This is a genomic window from Aeromicrobium erythreum, from assembly GCF_001509405.1.
GTDB lineage: Bacteria > Actinomycetota > Actinomycetes > Propionibacteriales > Nocardioidaceae > Aeromicrobium > Aeromicrobium erythreum.
The window spans coordinates 2,721,966-2,737,751 of record NZ_CP011502.1; the positions used below are offsets into that span (position 1 = coordinate 2,721,966).

General features: G+C 71.7%; 20 protein-coding genes. 14 read left to right on the forward strand and 6 right to left on the reverse strand.

Going from position 1 to position 15,786, the window contains the following annotated elements; genetic code table 11:
* Positions 1-69 precede the first annotated feature (69 nt).
* Positions 70-570: a transcription elongation factor GreA gene (greA, locus tag Aeryth_RS12885; RefSeq protein WP_067859396.1), complete on the forward strand. Its 501-nt coding sequence runs from the start codon at positions 70-72 to the stop codon at positions 568-570.
* A 76-nt stretch (positions 571-646) separates the two neighbouring features.
* Complete coding sequence (locus Aeryth_RS12890) at positions 647-1,291, forward strand: TetR/AcrR family transcriptional regulator (RefSeq protein ID WP_144433776.1); 645 nt, start codon at positions 647-649, stop codon at positions 1,289-1,291.
* A 22-nt stretch (positions 1,292-1,313) separates the two neighbouring features.
* Here Aeryth_RS12890 and ilvA read toward each other — a convergent pair whose 3' ends face one another.
* Positions 1,314-2,507: a threonine ammonia-lyase gene (gene ilvA, locus Aeryth_RS12895; protein WP_067859402.1), complete on the reverse strand. Its 1,194-nt coding sequence runs from the start codon at positions 2,505-2,507 to the stop codon at positions 1,314-1,316.
* A 51-nt stretch (positions 2,508-2,558) separates the two neighbouring features.
* Positions 2,559-3,674 carry an AI-2E family transporter gene (locus Aeryth_RS12900; RefSeq protein WP_067861780.1) on the reverse strand — a complete coding sequence of 372 codons (1,116 nt, stop codon included), beginning with the start codon at positions 3,672-3,674 and terminating at the stop codon, positions 2,559-2,561.
* Positions 3,675-3,763: 89 nt separating this feature from the next.
* Here Aeryth_RS12900 and msrA point away from each other — a divergent pair, with 89 nt between their 5' ends.
* The 8 genes from msrA (at position 3,764) to Aeryth_RS12935 (ending at position 8,230) form a co-directional block, all read left to right on the forward strand.
* On the forward strand, positions 3,764-4,414 hold the full coding sequence (msrA, locus tag Aeryth_RS12905) for a peptide-methionine (S)-S-oxide reductase MsrA (protein WP_067859405.1): 651 nt from the start codon (positions 3,764-3,766) through the stop codon (positions 4,412-4,414).
* A gap of 93 nt (positions 4,415-4,507) precedes the next feature.
* Positions 4,508-4,705, forward strand: coding sequence for a hypothetical protein (locus tag Aeryth_RS12910; protein WP_067859407.1), 198 nt, complete (start codon positions 4,508-4,510; stop codon positions 4,703-4,705).
* Positions 4,706-4,709: 4 nt separating this feature from the next.
* A complete protein-coding gene (locus Aeryth_RS12915) occupies positions 4,710-4,961 on the forward strand; it encodes a hypothetical protein (protein ID WP_144433777.1) in 252 nt (83 codons plus the stop codon).
* A gap of 50 nt (positions 4,962-5,011) precedes the next feature.
* Entirely contained in the window at positions 5,012-5,173 is a 162-nt protein-coding gene (locus Aeryth_RS17975) for a hypothetical protein (protein ID WP_158509211.1), read from the forward strand.
* A 159-nt stretch (positions 5,174-5,332) separates the two neighbouring features.
* A complete protein-coding gene (locus Aeryth_RS12920; RefSeq protein WP_067859413.1) occupies positions 5,333-5,767 on the forward strand; it encodes a CBS domain-containing protein in 435 nt (144 codons plus the stop codon).
* 119 nt (positions 5,768-5,886) lie between these two features.
* A complete protein-coding gene (locus tag Aeryth_RS12925) occupies positions 5,887-7,107 on the forward strand; it encodes an MFS transporter (RefSeq protein WP_067859416.1) in 1,221 nt (406 codons plus the stop codon).
* Positions 7,104-7,664: a mismatch-specific DNA-glycosylase gene (locus Aeryth_RS12930; RefSeq protein ID WP_067859419.1), complete on the forward strand. Its 561-nt coding sequence runs from the start codon at positions 7,104-7,106 to the stop codon at positions 7,662-7,664. The genes Aeryth_RS12925 and Aeryth_RS12930 overlap by 4 nt, the downstream gene beginning before the upstream one ends.
* 122 nt (positions 7,665-7,786) lie before the next feature.
* The gene (locus Aeryth_RS12935; RefSeq protein WP_067859422.1) at positions 7,787-8,230 is read left to right on the forward strand and encodes an Hsp20/alpha crystallin family protein; all 444 of its coding nucleotides are present in this window, start codon (positions 7,787-7,789) and stop codon (positions 8,228-8,230) included.
* Positions 8,231-8,282: 52 nt separating this feature from the next.
* Here Aeryth_RS12935 and Aeryth_RS12940 read toward each other — a convergent pair whose 3' ends face one another.
* On the reverse strand, positions 8,283-9,101 hold the full coding sequence (locus tag Aeryth_RS12940) for an SDR family NAD(P)-dependent oxidoreductase (RefSeq protein ID WP_067859425.1): 819 nt from the start codon (positions 9,099-9,101) through the stop codon (positions 8,283-8,285).
* Positions 9,102-9,229: 128 nt separating this feature from the next.
* On the opposite strand from Aeryth_RS12940, the gene Aeryth_RS12945 reads away from it, so the two are divergent.
* On the forward strand, positions 9,230-9,727 hold the full coding sequence (locus Aeryth_RS12945; RefSeq protein ID WP_236749739.1) for a GNAT family N-acetyltransferase: 498 nt from the start codon (positions 9,230-9,232) through the stop codon (positions 9,725-9,727).
* 16 nt (positions 9,728-9,743) lie between these two features.
* Here Aeryth_RS12945 and Aeryth_RS12950 read toward each other — a convergent pair whose 3' ends face one another.
* Positions 9,744-10,436 carry a tyrosine-protein phosphatase gene (locus Aeryth_RS12950; RefSeq protein ID WP_067859434.1) on the reverse strand — a complete coding sequence of 231 codons (693 nt, stop codon included), beginning with the start codon at positions 10,434-10,436 and terminating at the stop codon, positions 9,744-9,746.
* An 87-nt stretch (positions 10,437-10,523) separates the two neighbouring features.
* Here Aeryth_RS12950 and Aeryth_RS12955 point away from each other — a divergent pair, with 87 nt between their 5' ends.
* A complete protein-coding gene (locus Aeryth_RS12955; protein ID WP_067859437.1) occupies positions 10,524-11,435 on the forward strand; it encodes an SGNH/GDSL hydrolase family protein in 912 nt (303 codons plus the stop codon).
* A 1,592-nt stretch (positions 11,436-13,027) separates the two neighbouring features.
* Here Aeryth_RS12955 and Aeryth_RS12960 read toward each other — a convergent pair.
* Complete coding sequence (locus tag Aeryth_RS12960; RefSeq protein ID WP_067859440.1) at positions 13,028-13,879, reverse strand: Bax inhibitor-1/YccA family protein; 852 nt, start codon at positions 13,877-13,879, stop codon at positions 13,028-13,030.
* Between the two features lie 132 nt (positions 13,880-14,011).
* Positions 14,012-14,557, reverse strand: a complete 546-nt coding sequence (locus Aeryth_RS12965; RefSeq protein ID WP_067859443.1) for a DinB family protein — start codon at positions 14,555-14,557, stop codon at positions 14,012-14,014.
* Positions 14,558-14,593: 36 nt separating this feature from the next.
* On the opposite strand from Aeryth_RS12965, the gene trmB reads away from it, so the two are divergent.
* Both trmB and Aeryth_RS12975 read left to right on the forward strand, forming a co-directional pair.
* Positions 14,594-15,343 (forward strand): tRNA (guanosine(46)-N7)-methyltransferase TrmB, encoded by a 750-nt coding sequence (gene trmB, locus Aeryth_RS12970; RefSeq protein ID WP_067859446.1) that lies wholly within the window; start codon positions 14,594-14,596, stop codon positions 15,341-15,343.
* 19 nt (positions 15,344-15,362) lie between these two features.
* Positions 15,363-15,725: a DUF3052 family protein gene (locus Aeryth_RS12975; protein ID WP_067859449.1), complete on the forward strand. Its 363-nt coding sequence runs from the start codon at positions 15,363-15,365 to the stop codon at positions 15,723-15,725.
* The last annotated feature ends 61 nt before the right edge of the window (positions 15,726-15,786 follow it).

The window sequence follows — 15,786 nt, forward strand, 5'->3', positions numbered from 1 at the left end:
CGTTCAACCCCGGGCTCGACGCCTGGGGTTCCGCTTGTCTTCACCTGCATGTCGCCAGGAGGTTGCATCATGTCGCAGTCCAGCACCGAGACCATCTGGGTCACCCAGGAGGCGTACGACCGGTTGAAGGGCGAGCTGGCGAACCTCAAGGAGGTCGTCATGCCCGACATCACCGAGAAGATCGCGGCCGCACGCGACGAGGGCGACCTCAAGGAGAACGGCGGGTACCACGCCGCCCGCGAGGAGCAGGGCAAGGCCAACGCCCGCATCCAGCAGCTCGAGGACATGCTGCGTCGCGCCGAGGTCGGCGAGAAGCCGGCCGACGACGGCATCGTCGAGGCCGGCATGGTCGTGGGTGTCACCTTCGCCGGTGACGACGAGGTCGAGCGCTTCCTGCTCGGCTCGCGTGAGCTGCTCAGCCTCGACTCCGCCGTCGACCTCGACGTCTACTCCCCCACCTCGCCGCTCGGCGCCGCCATCCTCGGCAAGAAGGTGGGCGACGACGCCTCCTACGAGGCGCCCAACGGCAAGACGCTGACGGTCTCGATCGTCGAGGCCAAGCCGTTCTGAGCACCTGACCGAAGGCCGGCTCCCGTCGTGGAGCCGGCCTTTCGTCATCCTCGGCGGCGAGGGTAGGTTCCAGGGCATGAGCGTCGACGCGGGGAAACGGGGCTACTCCTCACCCCTGCGTGCCCGGCGCGCTGCCGAGACGCGACGTCGGGTGATCGAGGCGGCCGCGGCCGGCTTCGCCGAGCGCGGCTTCGTGGGCACGACGCTCGCAAGCATCGCGGCGCAGGCCGGAGTGTCGGTCGACTCGGTCGTCGCGGTGGGCAGCAAGGCCTACCTGCTGCTGGAGGCGTTCCGCACCCGGTACGCCGGGACGGGCGACTGGGTGTCGCTGCTCGACGCCTCGACCGCCCAGGACGTCCTGGCTCTCACCGACCGCGACGAGGGTCTCGAAGGGATGATCGCCTTCCTCGCCGACGGGCACGCCCGCTCGGCCGACCTCTGGACCGCGCTGCGCGCGACGGCGCAGTTCGAGCCGGTCGTCGCCGAGGGTCTCGCCGAGCTCGTGCGCCTGAAGGGTGAGTCGTTCGAGGTCACGACCCGGTGGATGCTCGACCTCGGCATCCTCCCGCCCGTCGACGAGGCCGAGGTGTGGGCGCTGACGGTGCAGGTCAACCTGGTGTCGGCCGCGGAGACGTACACGACCCTCGTGCGCGACTACGGGTACACCGACGAGCAGTACCGCGCCTGGCTGCGCCGCACCCTGCCCGTCGTGCGTCCCTGACGACGGGGTTCGACGACGGGGCTCAGACGAGCCGGTGCCCGAGCCCGGCGAGCCGCTGCAGCGCGCCGGCCGCGTGGTCGGGCCCGCGGGTGGCGACCTGCACGGCCACCTCGACCTCGCGCACGCCGAGGGAATCCGCCGCCCGGTCGTGCGCGACGTCGAGCACGTTCACCTGCAGCGCCGCCAGGTCGGTCAGCAGGCGCATGAGCTCGCCAGGACGGTCGGAGAACCTGACCCGCAGCTGCATGAACCGGCCCGCTGCCGCGAGACCGTGCCGGATGACGTCGAGCAGGAGCAGGGCGTCGATGTTGCCGCCCGACAGGACCGGCACGACGGGGCCGGCGAACCGGTCGGGGTCGTCGAGCAGCGCCGCCACGCCTGCGGCGCCGGACGGCTCGACCAGCATCTTGGCGCGCTCGAGCAGGCCGATGAGCGCGGCGCTCATCGCGTCCTCGCTGACGGTGACGACGTCGTCGAGCTCCTTGGCGATCACCTCGAAGGGGATGAGCCCCGGCTCGGCGACGGCGATCCCGTCGGCCATCGTCGGGCCCATCACGCCCGCGACCGGGTGGCCCTCGGCGAGCGAGCCCGGGTAGGCGGCGGCGTCGGCCGCCTGCACGCCGACGACCGACACGTCGGGTCGGCGCTCGCGCAGCAGCGCGATGCCCGCGGCGAGTCCCCCGCCCCCGAGCGGCACGAGGACGGTGCTGACCTCCGGCAGCTGCTCGATGATCTCGAGCCCGACGGTGCCCTGGCCGGCGAGCACGTCCTCGTGGTCGAAGGGGTGGATCAGCACGGCACCCGTGCGCTCGGCGAACGCCTTGGCGTGCACCAGCGCCTCGGTGACGCCCGTGCCGGCGAACTCGACGTCGGCCCCGTAGCCGCGGGTCGCGGCCACCTTCGGCAGGGCCGCGCCGTCAGGCATGAAGATCGTGGCGCGGGTGCCGAGGAGCTGCGCCGCCAGGGCGACGCCCTGCGCGTGGTTGCCGGCGCTCGCCGCGACGACGCCACGGGCACGCTCCGCGTCGGACAGTCCGGCGATGCGCACGTAGGCGCCGCGAATTTTGAACGATCCGGTGCGCTGCAGGTTCTCGCACTTGAGGTGCACGTCGGTGCCCACCCGCTGGCTGAGCCACCGCGAGTGCGCCATCGGCGTGCGCTCCACCACCGGCGCGAGCAGGTCGCGCGCGGCCTCGACGTCCCTCAGGTCGACCATGACGTCAGCCTAGGCGCTCACGTCCGGTCCCCCGACAGGCGACGGCAGGCGTCAGGCCTGCTCGGCCCTGACCTCGGGCGGGTCGTCCTCGGGGAGTCCGTCGTCGGCGACGGGTGTGCCCGACTCCTCGACGAGGTGGCGCACGATGCCGTTCAGGCAGGCGACGAGCGGCACGGCCACCAGCGCGCCGACGATGCCGGACACGGTGATGCCGGCGGCGATGGCGATGATGATCGCCAGCGGGTGCACCGCGACGAAGCGGCCCATGAGGAACGGCTGCAGCACGTGCGACTCGAACTGCTGCACCGCCACCACCGCGGCCAGCATGATCAGCGCGACGATCGGGCCCTGCGCCACCAGCGCCACGAGCACGGCGACCATGCCGGACACGAGCGCTCCGACGATCGGGACGAACGCGCCGAGGAAGACGAGGACACCGATGGCGAACGCCAGCGGCACACCGAGCAGCCACGCGGAGACCGCGATGCCGATGGCGTCGGTGAGGGCGACCAGCACGGTGGCTCGGACGAAGCTGGTGAGGCTGGCCCAGGCCGTCTCGCCGGAGCTGTGCACCTTCGCACGCGCCGACCGCGGGAAGAGCGCGACGGCGAACGCCCAGATGCGGTTGCCCTCGTAGAGGAAGAAGAACGACGCGAACAGCGCGATGAAGAAGCCGGCGACGAAGTGCGTCAGCGTGGTGCCCACGGCGGCCAGCTGGTCGACCGCGGCCCGCTCCCCGAAGGTGCGGATGGCGTCCTCGACCTGGTCGACGTAGCGGTCGAGCTGGGTCTCGCTCAGCCCGAGGGGTCCGTTCTGGGCCCAGTCCTGCACCTGGGCGATGCCCGCGATGACCTGCGCCTTGAGGTCGTAGAACTGGGTCGACAGCTGCTGCCCGACCAGAGTGAGCAGCCCGAAGAACCCGCCGAGCATGACGAGGACGACGATCGCCGTGGCCAGGAGACGCGGCAGCCCGCGACGGTCGAGCCAGTCGACGGCACCGATCGTGAGCGCCGTGCCGAGCAGCGCCACCGCGATGGGGACGGTCACCTCGGAGAAGAAGCTCAGCAGCCAGTAGAGCGCGTAGCCGGCGACGCCGAGGACGAGGAGACGCCACGCCCACGCCGTCGCGATCTCCACGCCGACAGGGATCTCCGGCCGCGTGCTCACCTGCATGCTCCCGTCACAGGACCGACACTAGCGGGAACAGCCAGCCGCGCAGTGTCGTTGACCCCGGTGGACCCAAGGAGAGTGATCCGATGATCTTCGGAACCCGCAAGACCGAGCTCCCCGACGCGCAAAACGCCCTGCCCGGACGCTCCGAGCGTCCGTTCGCCGTCGGCACCACGCACCGTGTGCTCGGCACCCCGATCGAGACCCCGCTCGACTCCGGCGTCGTGCCGGACGGCTTCGAGGTCGCGGTCGTCGGGCTAGGCTGCTTCTGGGGCGAGGAGAAGACGTTCTGGGAGGTTCCCGGTGTCTGGTCGACGTCGGTCGGCTACGCCGGCGGCCTGACCCCGAACCCCACCTACGAGGAGGTGTGCACCGGCCGCACCGGTCACGCCGAGGTCGTGCGCATCGTGTTCGACCCCGCGAAGGTGAGCTACGCCGACCTGCTCAAGGTGTTCTGGGAGAACCACGACCCCACGCAGGGGATGCGTCAGGGCAACGACCGCGGCACCCAGTACCGCTCCGTCCTGCTCACCACGAGCGAGGAGCAGCAGCGCCAGGCCGAGGAGTCGCGCGAGCGCTACCAGGAGCAGATGACCAAGGCCGGCTACGGCCGCATCACCACGGCCATCCAGCCGCTGCAGGACTACTACTACGCCGAGGAGCTGCACCAGCAGTACCTCGCGAAGAACCCGTTCGGCTACTGCCCGCTGCACGCCACGGGCGTCTCGTACGCCTGAGAGCTGCCGGAGCGAGGTCCCGTCACGCCCACGCGTGGCGGGACCTCGTCGTTTCTGCACCGCGACGGCGAGCGCCTGCCCTACGCTCGCGCCGTGGACATCGGCATCCTGATCCTCCTCGGCGTGCTCGCCACCTTCGTGGCCGGCCTGGCTGCGTACCGGGTCCTCGACGCCGCGCTCGGGCGACGTGCGGCGAACGGCTTCCTGCTCCTCGCCCTGACCCTCGTGCTCGCGCTCACCACCGTCGCCCTGGTCTTCACCGCCGCCTTGCACACGAGCGACGGGCTGTGAGTCGATGCGGGACCGGGCAGCGGTGCGCGAGGGCGTCCTGGCCCTCGCGGTCGAGCTGGTCGTCGCCGTCGCCCTGTGGGCCGGGGTCGTCACCACCGCCGGGTGGCTGTCCATCCTGATCGGTGTCGTCGCGGGCCTCGTCACGCTCCACCTGCTGGTCACGGCCATCCTGCTCGTCGGGGCCCGTCTCGGCCTGCGGGCGCTCCAGCGGTGGATCGACGATCTCCCTCCCCACGAGCGCCACCGGCTGCGCTGAGGAGTGGGACGGACGTTCCGATCCGACGCCGGTCGGTGTAGAACATGGCCATGAGCCCCGACCGCCCGAACCGCGCCGACGTCGCGTCCGTCCTGCTGCTGGTCCTGTTCGTCGTCTCCTTCTTCCTCGGCGAGAACGCCTGGCTCGGCGCCATCGTGGTCGCGTTCCCGACCATCGTGTTCCTGCAGGCGTCGCACTGGATCCGCCGCTGACGGCCTGTGCTCACGAGGATCGGCGCATGCCCGACTGGGCGCGATCGCCTCGTCGAGATGTGATGCGCGCGCAGATGGGATGAGATGGGGGTACCCGAGTCGAGGGAGGGACCGTGCCACACCTGTCGACACCTGCCCCAGCCCTTGACGGGGTCTGACGTGACCGCAGCCGTCGGGCGCCCCTCCCCCGTCGTCGAGGACGCGATGCTGCGCCGGCCGAAGTCGTGGCCGATGAGCCTGACCGTCGGCGACGCCCGTGAGGTGCTCGGCGACGACCACCTGCACGCGATCCTCGTCGTCGAGGGGGCGCTGCTGCGCGGCGTGATCGTGGAGGGCGACGTCCCGGACGACGCCAGGAACGACCAGCCTGCCCTCGTCCATGCCCGGCTGGAGGGTCGCACCGTGCGGGTCGGCACCACGCTGGACGAGGCCCGCGAGCTCCTCGAGCAGTCCCGGTCGCGCCGGCTCGCCGTCGTCGACGCCGCAGGCGCCCTCGTCGGGCTGCTGTGCCTGAAGCGGCACGGTCGGGGATTCTGCTCCGACGCGGGCGTCGAGGCCCGGCGCGCGTCCCGCGCGAGCGAGCGCCCCGTCTAGGAGGGACTCCGCACGACGGCCCACTGGTTCGGGAATGCAACGACCTGCGTCGACGTTGTCGCCGTTCGGGCCCGACGCGTCGGCCGCCCGCCCGCCGTCGACCTGCTCCGAGGAGACCCATGACCACCACCCGGCCCGTCCAGCGGTGGGCGTTCGGCATGCTCCTGGCCCTCGTCGCCGTCTCGCTCGGCGTCTCCGGTGCGCCCGCGCCCCTCTACGCGCTCTACGCGCAGGAGTGGGGCTTCGCGCCGCTCACGACGACCATCGTGTTCGCGGTCTACGCCGTCGCAGCGCTCGCTGCCGTGCTCGTCACCGGGTCGATCTCCGACCGCTACGGCCGACGTCCGGTGCTCATGGTCGCCGCGCTGCTGATCCTCGCCGGCCTCGGCCTGTTCATGGCGGCCGACTCCGTGGTGTGGCTGCTGGGCGCCCGCATCCTGCACGGCCTGGGCGTCGGTGCGGTGGTGGTCGTCGCCTCGGCCGCCCTGCTCGACCTGCGGCCCGACGAGGGCGACCGCACCGGCCGGATCACCGGCGTCGTGTTCAACAGCGGCATCGCGGTCGTGCTCGTCGCCGTGTCGCTCATCGTCGACCGTGGGCCCGCTCCCACGGTGCTGCCCTACGCGATCCTCGCCGGCATCGTCGCAGTGCTCCTGCTGGGGCTGCTCGTCATGCGCGAGCCGCACACGGAGGAGCGCGCCGTCCGCCTGCACGTGGCACGGCCTCGCGTCCCGCGCGAGATCGCCGCGCACTTCCGGTTCTCGGCCCTGGGCGTGATGGCGTCGTGGTCGGTGCTGGGCGTGCTCCTGTCGCTCTACCCGCGGATCGCGTCGGAGGCCATCGGTGCCACGTCGGTGCTGTTCGGCGGGGCGGTCGTCGCCGCGTCGGCCGCGGCGTCGGCCCTCAGCCAGGCGGTCGGGGCGCGCTGGCCCGCCCGCACGAGCGCCATCGTCGGCGACTTCGGCACCGCCGCCTCCCTCGTGCTCTGCGTGCCCGCGGTCGCATGGGGCCATGCCTGGGGCATCGCCGCGGCCTCGACGCTCGTCGGCCTGTTCTTCGGCCTCGCGTTCGGCGGGTCGCTGCGCCACCTGACCCAGCACGTGCCGTCGGCCCACCGTGGGGAGGTCATGTCGGCGTTCTACGTGCTCGCCTACAGCGCCATGGCCGTGCCGACGGTGCTCGCCGGCTGGGCCGCCACGATCTGGACCCCGCGGACGATCTTCGCGCCGTTCATGGTCACGGTCGCCGTCGCCTGCACGGCGGCGGCCGTGATGGGGCTGCGCTCGCGCGCCGAGCAGCGCGCCGCCGAGGTCGAGGCCCCGGTGGCCGTCGCGTCGTGAGCGAGTCGCTCGACGACCTGCCCGAGGTGGCCGACCTCGCCGGCCCGGGCATGCGCCTGCTGCTGGTCGGCATCAACCCCAGTCCGCTGACCGCCCGCACCGGGTACCACTTCGCGCACCCGGGCAACCGCTTCTACCCAGCCCTGCGCCGCGCCGGTGTCCTGCCCGAGGCGGCGAGGACGCCCGAGCTGGCGGCGCCCGTCCTCGTCGAGCGGGGCGTCGGGATCACCAACCTCTCGCCCCGACCCACGGCACGGGCCGACGAGCTGGACGACGAGGAGGTGCGCGCCGGTCGTGAGCGCGTCACCGCTGCCGTCCGCGCGCACGGTCCGCGGGTGGTCGCCGTGGCCGGCGTCACGAGCTACCGGGTCGCGTTCGCCGACCGGCGGGCCCGGCTCGGCCGCCAGGCGCACGACCTCGAGGGGGCCGAGCTCTGGGTCGTGCCCAACCCCAGCGGACTCAACGCGCACGCGACGATCGACTCCCTCGCCCGCGACTACCGCGAGGTCGCGGAGGCCGCCGGCGTGCCGCTCGACGACGTCCCGACGTTGCCCTGACCGTCGTTCGCCATCGGCGAACGCACACGGTCCTTGTCAGGGGAATTGAGTCGACTAGACTCAAGTTGAACTGGATGTCCGGTCGCGGTGGCCGGACCGAACGACCCACCAGGAGGACCATCATGAGCAACGTCTCCGTCTTCACCCGCCGTGACCCCTTCGCCGAGTTCGACTCGCTGGTCCGCAGCGCGTTCAGCCCGACCCAGGGCTCGGCAGCCCGCCTCGACTTCACGCCCGCCGTCGAGACCGTCCGTGACGGCGACGACGTCGTCGTGCGGCTCGAGCTTCCCGGCATCGACGTCTCGAACGACGTCTCCGTCGAGGTGACCGGCGGACGCCTGGTCGTCAAGGGCGAGCGTCGCGACCAGCGCACCGAGGAGGACGGCGAGAACAGCCGCCGGATCAGCGAGATCCGCTACGGCTCGTTCGAGCGCACCTTCGGGCTCCCCGGCCACGTCACGGCCGACGCCATTAGCGCCTCCTACGACGCCGGCATCCTGTCGGTCCGCGTGGCCGGTGTGTTCGCCGGCACCGAGCCGACCCGGATCGAGATCACGCAGGGCTGATCCCATCCGCGCACAGCGCCCCCGTCACCCCTGGTGGCGGGGGCGCTGCACGTCAGAGGCCGAGTCGGCGCCCGGCGGCCGCGAACACGCTCTGGTAGCGCGAGCCGAGCAGTCGCACCGAGAGGTCGAGGACGTGGGCGTCGGCGCCCACGAGCACGCGCGCCTTGCCCTTCTCCACGCCCGCGAGGATGACCTGCGCCGCCTTCTCCGGCGACGTGCGGGCCACCTTGTCGAAGGACCGCGCGAGCTCGTCGTGGTCGCGCCCCTCGGCCTGGTCGGCGTTGCGGGCGATGTTCGTGGCGATGCCGCCGGGGTGCACGCACGTGACCTTGACCGGTCGCTGGGCCAGCGCCATCTCCTGGCGCAGCGACTCGGTGAACCCGCGCACCGCGAACTTGGCGGCGTTGTAGGCGCTCTGCGACGGCATCGAGAACATGCCGAAGATGCTGGAGATGTTGACGACGTGACCGTCGCCGGACTCCACGAGGTGCGGCAGGAAGGCCTTCGTGCCGTGGACGACGCCCCAGAAGTCGACGTCCATGATCTTCTCGACGTCCTTGTACGACATCTCCTCGACGGTGCCGGAGTAGGCGATGCCTGCGTTGTTGAAGACCAGGTTCACGCGACCGAGGTCGGCGACGACGTCGCGGGCGTACTCCTCGACGCGCTCACGCTCGGCGACGTCGACGAGGTCGCCGCGCACGCGCGCGCCGGTGGCCTCCACGAGGCGCTGCGTCTCGGCCAGTCCGGCGGCGTCGACGTCGCAGACGGCGACCGTGGCGCCGCGTCGGCCGAGCTCGACCGCGAGCGCACGCCCGATGCCGGAGGCGGCCCCCGTCACGACGGCGACCTTGTGGCTGTAGTGGGTCATGCGCTGCGTCCTCTCGAGTCCAGATACCGTCGGTATCCGAAATGAGCGTAGGGCACGCCGCCCGCACGAGGCAACCCTCGCGACTCGTTCACCGCACGGCCTGGGTCTTTCGGCCCTACGCTCGTCGCGTGACGACGTTGCTGATGCCGCCCGGAGTGCGGGAGGCCCGCCCCGAGGACGTGGCCGACATCGTCGCCATGGTGCGTGAGCTCGCCGACTACGAGAAGGCCGTCGACCAGGCACGGATGACGTCGGTGCAGCTCTACGAGGCGCTGTTCGGTGCCGACCCGCCGGCCCACGCCCTCGTCGCGCAGTCCGGAGAGGGCCGGGTCGTCGGCTTCGCCCTCTGGTACCGGACGTTCTCGACCTGGGACGGCGTGCCCGGCATCCACCTCGAGGACCTCTACGTGCGGCCCACCCGGCGCGGCAGCGGCATCGGACGTGGCCTGCTCACCGCGCTCGCGCGGATCGCGACCGAGCGTGGCTACTCGCGCGTGGAGTGGGACGTGCTGCGCTGGAACTCCCCCGCGATCCGGTTCTACGAGTCGCTGGAGGCCGTGCCGCAGGAGGAGTGGCTGGCGTACCGGCTGACCGGCAAGACGATCGCGCGCCTCGCAGAGTCCTGAGCTCGGGACGCCCGCCTCAGGCGAGGAACGCGGTGCGCAACCGCTCGACGGTGCCGGCGTCGCCACCCACCGCGGCGAACCACGCGTCGACACCGCCGGGGTGCTGCTGCCAGCGGTCGAGGACGTGCTCGATCGCCTCGCGCGGCACGGTGAGGAAGGCCGCAGGCACCGGCGGGTGGTCCGAGCCCGGGGCGCGCAGCCGCGCGTCGATCGCGGCGGTGGCGTGCTCGGTCAGCATGTAGTCGGCGGCGACGTCGTCGCGCGGGACGCCAAGCAGCCGCAGCAGCAGGGCCACGGAGATGCCGGTGCGGTCCTTGCCTGCCGCGCAGTGCACCAGGGACGCTCCGCCCTCGGCCGCCGTGCTCGCGACCTCGTCGACCAGCTGGACGAGCAACGGGCCCGCGGTGTCGAGGACCTTGCCGTAGAGGTGCGTCAGCGTCGGCGTGTCCTCGTGCCAGCCGGGAGCGAGCGACGACAGCAGCGACAGGGTGACGACCCGCGGGCCAAGGGGCGCGAGCGGGTGCGGCCCGCCGTGCTCCATCGAGGAGCGCAGGTCGACGACGAGGGCGGGCGGCCAGGGCGTGCCGTCGGGCACGGTGTCGGTGGGCTCGGGGACGCCGCTGCGCAGCAGCAGACCGGTGCGCACGGTGGCGCCGTCGTGGCCGACCACGCCGCCCACGTCGCGGAAGTTCGGGAGGGTGACGCTCACGCGGCTCATCGTAGGTGTGAGCACCCACACCCCCGTCGGGCGGCGCCTGGGGGCGCCCGCCGTCGCGCGGACCTCTAGCATGGCGACGTGAGAGCCCCGAACAAGATCGCGTCCCAGGTCGCGGTCGGAGGGCTCGCCGCCGTCGCCGGCTACTGGGGCGTCGTCTTCGGCGAGATCGTCGTCGCCAAGCGGGCGATCGGCGTCACCGACGCCCGGCCCCCGCGCGCCGACGGCGTGTACGGCGAGGACCTCCCCCGCGATCCCGTCCGCTGCCTGGTGCTGGGCGACTCGGCCGCCGTCGGGTACGGCATGAGCCGTGCCGACGCGACCCCGCCGGCGATGCTCGGCATCGGTCTGGCGCACGTCCTCGACGCGCAGGTCGAGATCCGCTCCGAGGCCGTGGTCGGTGCTGTGACGTCGGACCTGCGCGACCAGATCGAGGCGGCCGGCGACTTCGACCCCGACCTCGTCGTGATCATCATCGGCACGAACGACGTGACCCACCGCGTGCCCGCGTACCAGTCGACACGGCTGCTCGGCTCGGCCGTGCGGCGCCTGGTCGACGGTGGCGCGCAGGTGGTCGTGGGCACGTGTCCCGACCTCGGGACGGTGCGCCCGATCCCGCAGCCGCTGCGCTGGATCGCCCGCCGCAAGAGCCGTGCGCTCGCCCGCAAGCAGACGGTCGCCGTGGTGCGGGCCGGTGGTCGCGCGGTCTCGCTGGGCAGTCTGCTGGGCGTCCTGTTCACCGAGAAGTACGACGTGATGTTCGGCGAGGACCGCTTCCACCCGTCGGAGACGGGCTACGCCAACATGGTGTCGGTGCTGGTGCCGTCGCTCGCCGCGGCCTGGCGCGAGCGCGACCGCGACTTCGCCGTCGCCCACTTCGGCGGCTCCCCCGGCACGATGTCGCTCACCGACGCCGCGGAGCGCGCCGGCGAGCGCGAGGGCACCGAGGTCACCCGCGACGGCCGCTGGGCCCGCATCCTCCGCCGCCGCTGACCCCCAGCGACCGCCTGGAGTGGTCTCGATACGCCCCCTCGCTGGCGCTCGTGGAGGCACTCGACCAGCGGCAGGTTCCGCTGGTCGAGTAGCAGGGACGAGCTTGCGAAGTCCCTGCGTATCGAGACCACCCGGCAACGGCCCAGCGCGAACCGACCCCCAGCGACCGCTTGGAGTGGTCTCGATACGCCTCCCCTCGCTGGCGCTCGTGGAGGCACTCGACCAGCGCAGCGTTCCGCTGGTCGAGTAGCGGCACGCGCGACGAAGGAGCGTCGTGCTGCGTATCGAGACCACCCGGCAACAGCCCAGCGCGAACCGGCTCCCAGCGTCGGCGTGGAGTGGTCTCGATACGTCTCCGCCAGCTCCTCCGTCGCAGCGTCGACTACTCGACCAGCAAAGGATTCCGCTGGTCGAGTAGCAGGGACGAGCTTGCGAGGTCCCTGCGTATCGAGACCACCCGGCAACAGCCCAGCGCGAACCGGCTCCCAGCGTCGGCGTGGAGTGGTCTCGATACGCCTCCGCCAGCTCCTTCGTCGCGGCGTCGACTACTCGACCAGCGGCACGTTCCGCTGGTCGAGTAGCAGGGACGAGCTTGCGAGGTCCCTGCGTATCGAGACCACCCGGCAACGGCCCAGCGCGAACCGGCTCCCAGCGACCGCTTGGAGTGGTCTCGATACACCTCCCCTCGCTGGCGCTCGTGGAGGCACTCGACCAGCGCAGCGTTCCGCTGGTCGAGTAGCGGCACGCGCGACGAAGGAGCGCCGTGGCCGCGTATCGAGACCACCCGGCAACGGCTCAGCGCAACCCAACCCCCAGCGACAGCTCAGAGTGGTCTCGATACACCTCCCCTCGCTAGCGCTCGTGAAGGCACTCGACCAGCGTAGGTTCTCGCTGGTCGAGTAGTCCGAGCGAGCTTGCGAGGCTCGGACGTATCGAGACCACCCGGCAAGAGCTCAGCGCGACCCAGCCCCCAGCGACAGCCCAGAGTGGTCTCGATACACCTCCCCTCGCTAGCGCTCGTGGAGGCACTCGACCAGCGGCAGGTTCCGCTGGTCGAGTAGCAGGGACGAGCTTGCGAAGTCCCTGCGTATCGAGACCACCCCGCAACCGCCCAGCGCGAACCGACCCCCAGCGACAGCTCAGAGTGGTCTCGATACACCTCCCCTCGCTAGCGCTCGTGGAGGCACTCGACCAGCGGAGGTTCTCGCTGGTCGAGTAGTCCGAGCGAGCTTGCGAGGCTCGGACGTATCGAGACCACCCGGCAAGAGCTCAGCGCGACCCAGCCCCCAGCGACAGCCCAGAGTGGTCTCGATACACCTCCCCTCGCTAGCGCTCGTGGAGGCACTCGACCAGCGGCAGGTTCCGCTGGTCGAGTAGCAGGGACGAGCTTGCGAAGTCCCTGCGTATCGAGACCACCCCGCAACCGCCCAGCGCGAACCGCCCCCCAGCGACAGCCCAGAGTGGTCTCGATACACCTCCCCTCGCTGGCGCTCGTGGCGGCACTCGACCAGCGTGATCGCTGGTCGACCGCGGGAACGCCGACGGCCGGCCACCCCGAGGGGTGACCGGCCGTCGGTCGGGTGCTGCGGGTGTCAGTCCTGTCCGCGCAGGATGGCGAGGATGCGCAGGATCTCGATGTAGAGCCAGACCAGCGTGACCGTGAGGCCGAAGGCCGCACGCCAGGACTCGCGCTCCGGGAGACCGGCCTCGACGCCGCGCTCGACGAAGTCGAAGTCCATGATCAGCATGAAGACGGCCAGCACGACGGCGATCGCCGAGACGACGAGGCCGAGGCCGGTCATGCCGCGCAGGCCGCCCGACTCGAGGACGCCCGTGATGCTGAGGACGAAGTTGACCAGCATGACGCCGACGAAGGCGAACATGGAGATCGTGACGACCTTGCGGAACTTGTCGGTGACCTGGATGTTGAAGAACTTGTAGGCACCGAGCGTGGCGAAGAAGGCGACCATGGTGGCCAGGACGGCCTGGAACACGATCGTCGGGTCGCCGACGTAGCCGGAGACGACCTTGGAGAAGGCGCCGACGAAGACACCCTCGGCGGCGGCGTACGCGAGGACGAGCGCCGGGCTGATGATCTTCTTGAACGAGTTGACCAGCGAGAGGCCGAAGCCGACGATCGCGCCGGCGAACGCGAAGCCGAACGCCTTCTGCACCGCAGCCTGGTCGGTGGAGATGTCGCCGATGAGGAACCAGGCCGCTGCGGCCGTGGCGACGACGACACCGAGCGTGAGCGCGGTCTTCTCGACCGTGGACTCGATGGTCATGAAGCCCGTGCCGCGGCCCGTGGTGTGGGTCGGGCTGGGCTGCGAGGCCGAGCCGTCGAGGTCGATCTTCCACTGTGACGGATCTGCCGAGCGGGTCGTGGCCGCACCACGGCCGTTGAACCCCTCGGATCGGTTGAACACGGGGTTGTTGCTCTGCATGGTTCCCTCCAGGGAATCAGTACTCAGCACTTCTGAGGAGGTCGATGTGACCTCACCCTACATAACGAGGGAGATGCGCGAATCTATCCCGATCCGGACTGGTTTCTTCCTGAAACCAAAGGGAGGGCGAGGTCACGCGTCGACGTCGACGAGGTGGTGCGCGACGTCGTGCCAGAGGTACTGCAGGAGGGTCTCCACGGTGAAGGTCGAGCCGTTGCTCCGCTGCCCGGTGCGGCCCCAGGCGTCCGCCGGCACGGCGTCGACCGCTGCCGCGAGCCGCTCCCCCGCCGACGTGAGCGCGCGCGCGACGTCGCCAGGGACCTGGCCGGCGTAGTCGTCGTCGACGGCCGTGGCGTCCTGGTCCCAGTTCGCGAAGCGTGCGTCGTCCTCGAGGAGCATGAGGCGGAGCCGGTCGTGCATGACCGAGAGAACGTCGCGCACGTGGCACGCGTACTCCAGGTCGGACCAGACGTCCGGGCGACGACGCCGAGCGACGTCGGCCCGGTCGAGCACCCGCCGCCAGCGGGACAGCGAGTCGCGCACGAGCGTGCCGACGGCGGCGGCCTCGACCTCACCCGTCACGAGCCCGCACTCGGGGCAGGGCTCACGGAGCACCCACGTCCAGTCCTTGTCGTCAGGGACGATGGCGGGGTCGCGCGAGGCGTCGGTGGTGCTCATGCCGACGATCGTGGCGGACGTCCTAGGGTTCGAGCCATGCCCGACGCTGCCGACCTGCCGCAAGATCCCGCCACCTCCGCCGACGAGGCGCCCCGCTACCGCCGCGAGCCGGTGTCGTTCACGCGACGCGGAGGGCGTCTGACGGAGAAGCAGCAGGCGGCGTGGGACCAGCTGGCCGAGGCCTACGTGCTCGACGTGCCCCGCGCCGGCCCGAGCACGTCGGTCGACCCCGACTGGCGGATCGACCCTGCGTCGACGTTCGGGCGCGACGCCCCGCTCGTCGTCGAGATCGGCAGCGGACGCGGCGAGAACGTCGTGGCAGCCGCGGAGCGCCACCCCGACTGGAACTTCCTGGCACTGGAGGTGTGGGCGCCCGGCGTCGCGCAGACCCTCGTGCAGGCCCGTGCGACCGGCGTGACGAACGTGCGGCTGGCCGTCGCGAACGCCACCGAGACGCTGGCGACCGCGCTGGAGCCGGGGTCGGTGCACGAGCTGTGGACCTGGTTCCCCGACCCGTGGCACAAGAAGCGGCACCACAAGCGGCGCCTCGTGACCGTCCCCTTCACCGAGCTCGTCGCGCGCGTGCTGGAGCCGGAGGGCACGTGGCGACTCGCGACCGACTGGGCCGACTACGGCGAGCAGATGGCCGAGGTGGTGGCGGAGAGCCCGCACGTCGAGGGCGGTCCGGTCGAGCGGTTCGAGGGGCGGGTGCTGACGAAGTTCGAGCAGAAGGGCCTCGCGAAGGGGCGCGTGATCCACGACCTCGCGGCCCGGCCGACGCGCTGAGCGACCCTAGACTGGCGCGATGAGCGAGACGACCGCCGACCTGCTCGGCATCGGCGACGGCTTCCGCGTGTGGGCCGTGGGCGGGACGACGGCGGTGACGTCGCTGCTGCGTCCGCTGCCCGAGGGCGTGGAGGTCTTCGACCACGACGCCGACGACCTCGACGCGACCGTGCTGCTCGCCGACGACCTCGACGTCCTGACCGACCAGCTCGACGACGCGCTGCCGCGGCTGTCCACCGTTCCGCTCGTGTGGGCCTGCTTCCCGATGGCCACGGTGTCGCCGGAGGCCGTCGCGGAGGCGGTGCACGACCACGGCTGGGGAGCCACCGCACCCCTCCTGCTCGACGAGACCCATGCCGCGATGCGGCTCGCGCAGGACTGACGGCGCCCCGACGGCGGCAGAGAGGTCGCGGGGCGCGTCGTGGCGGTGGCCGGCGCGCGTC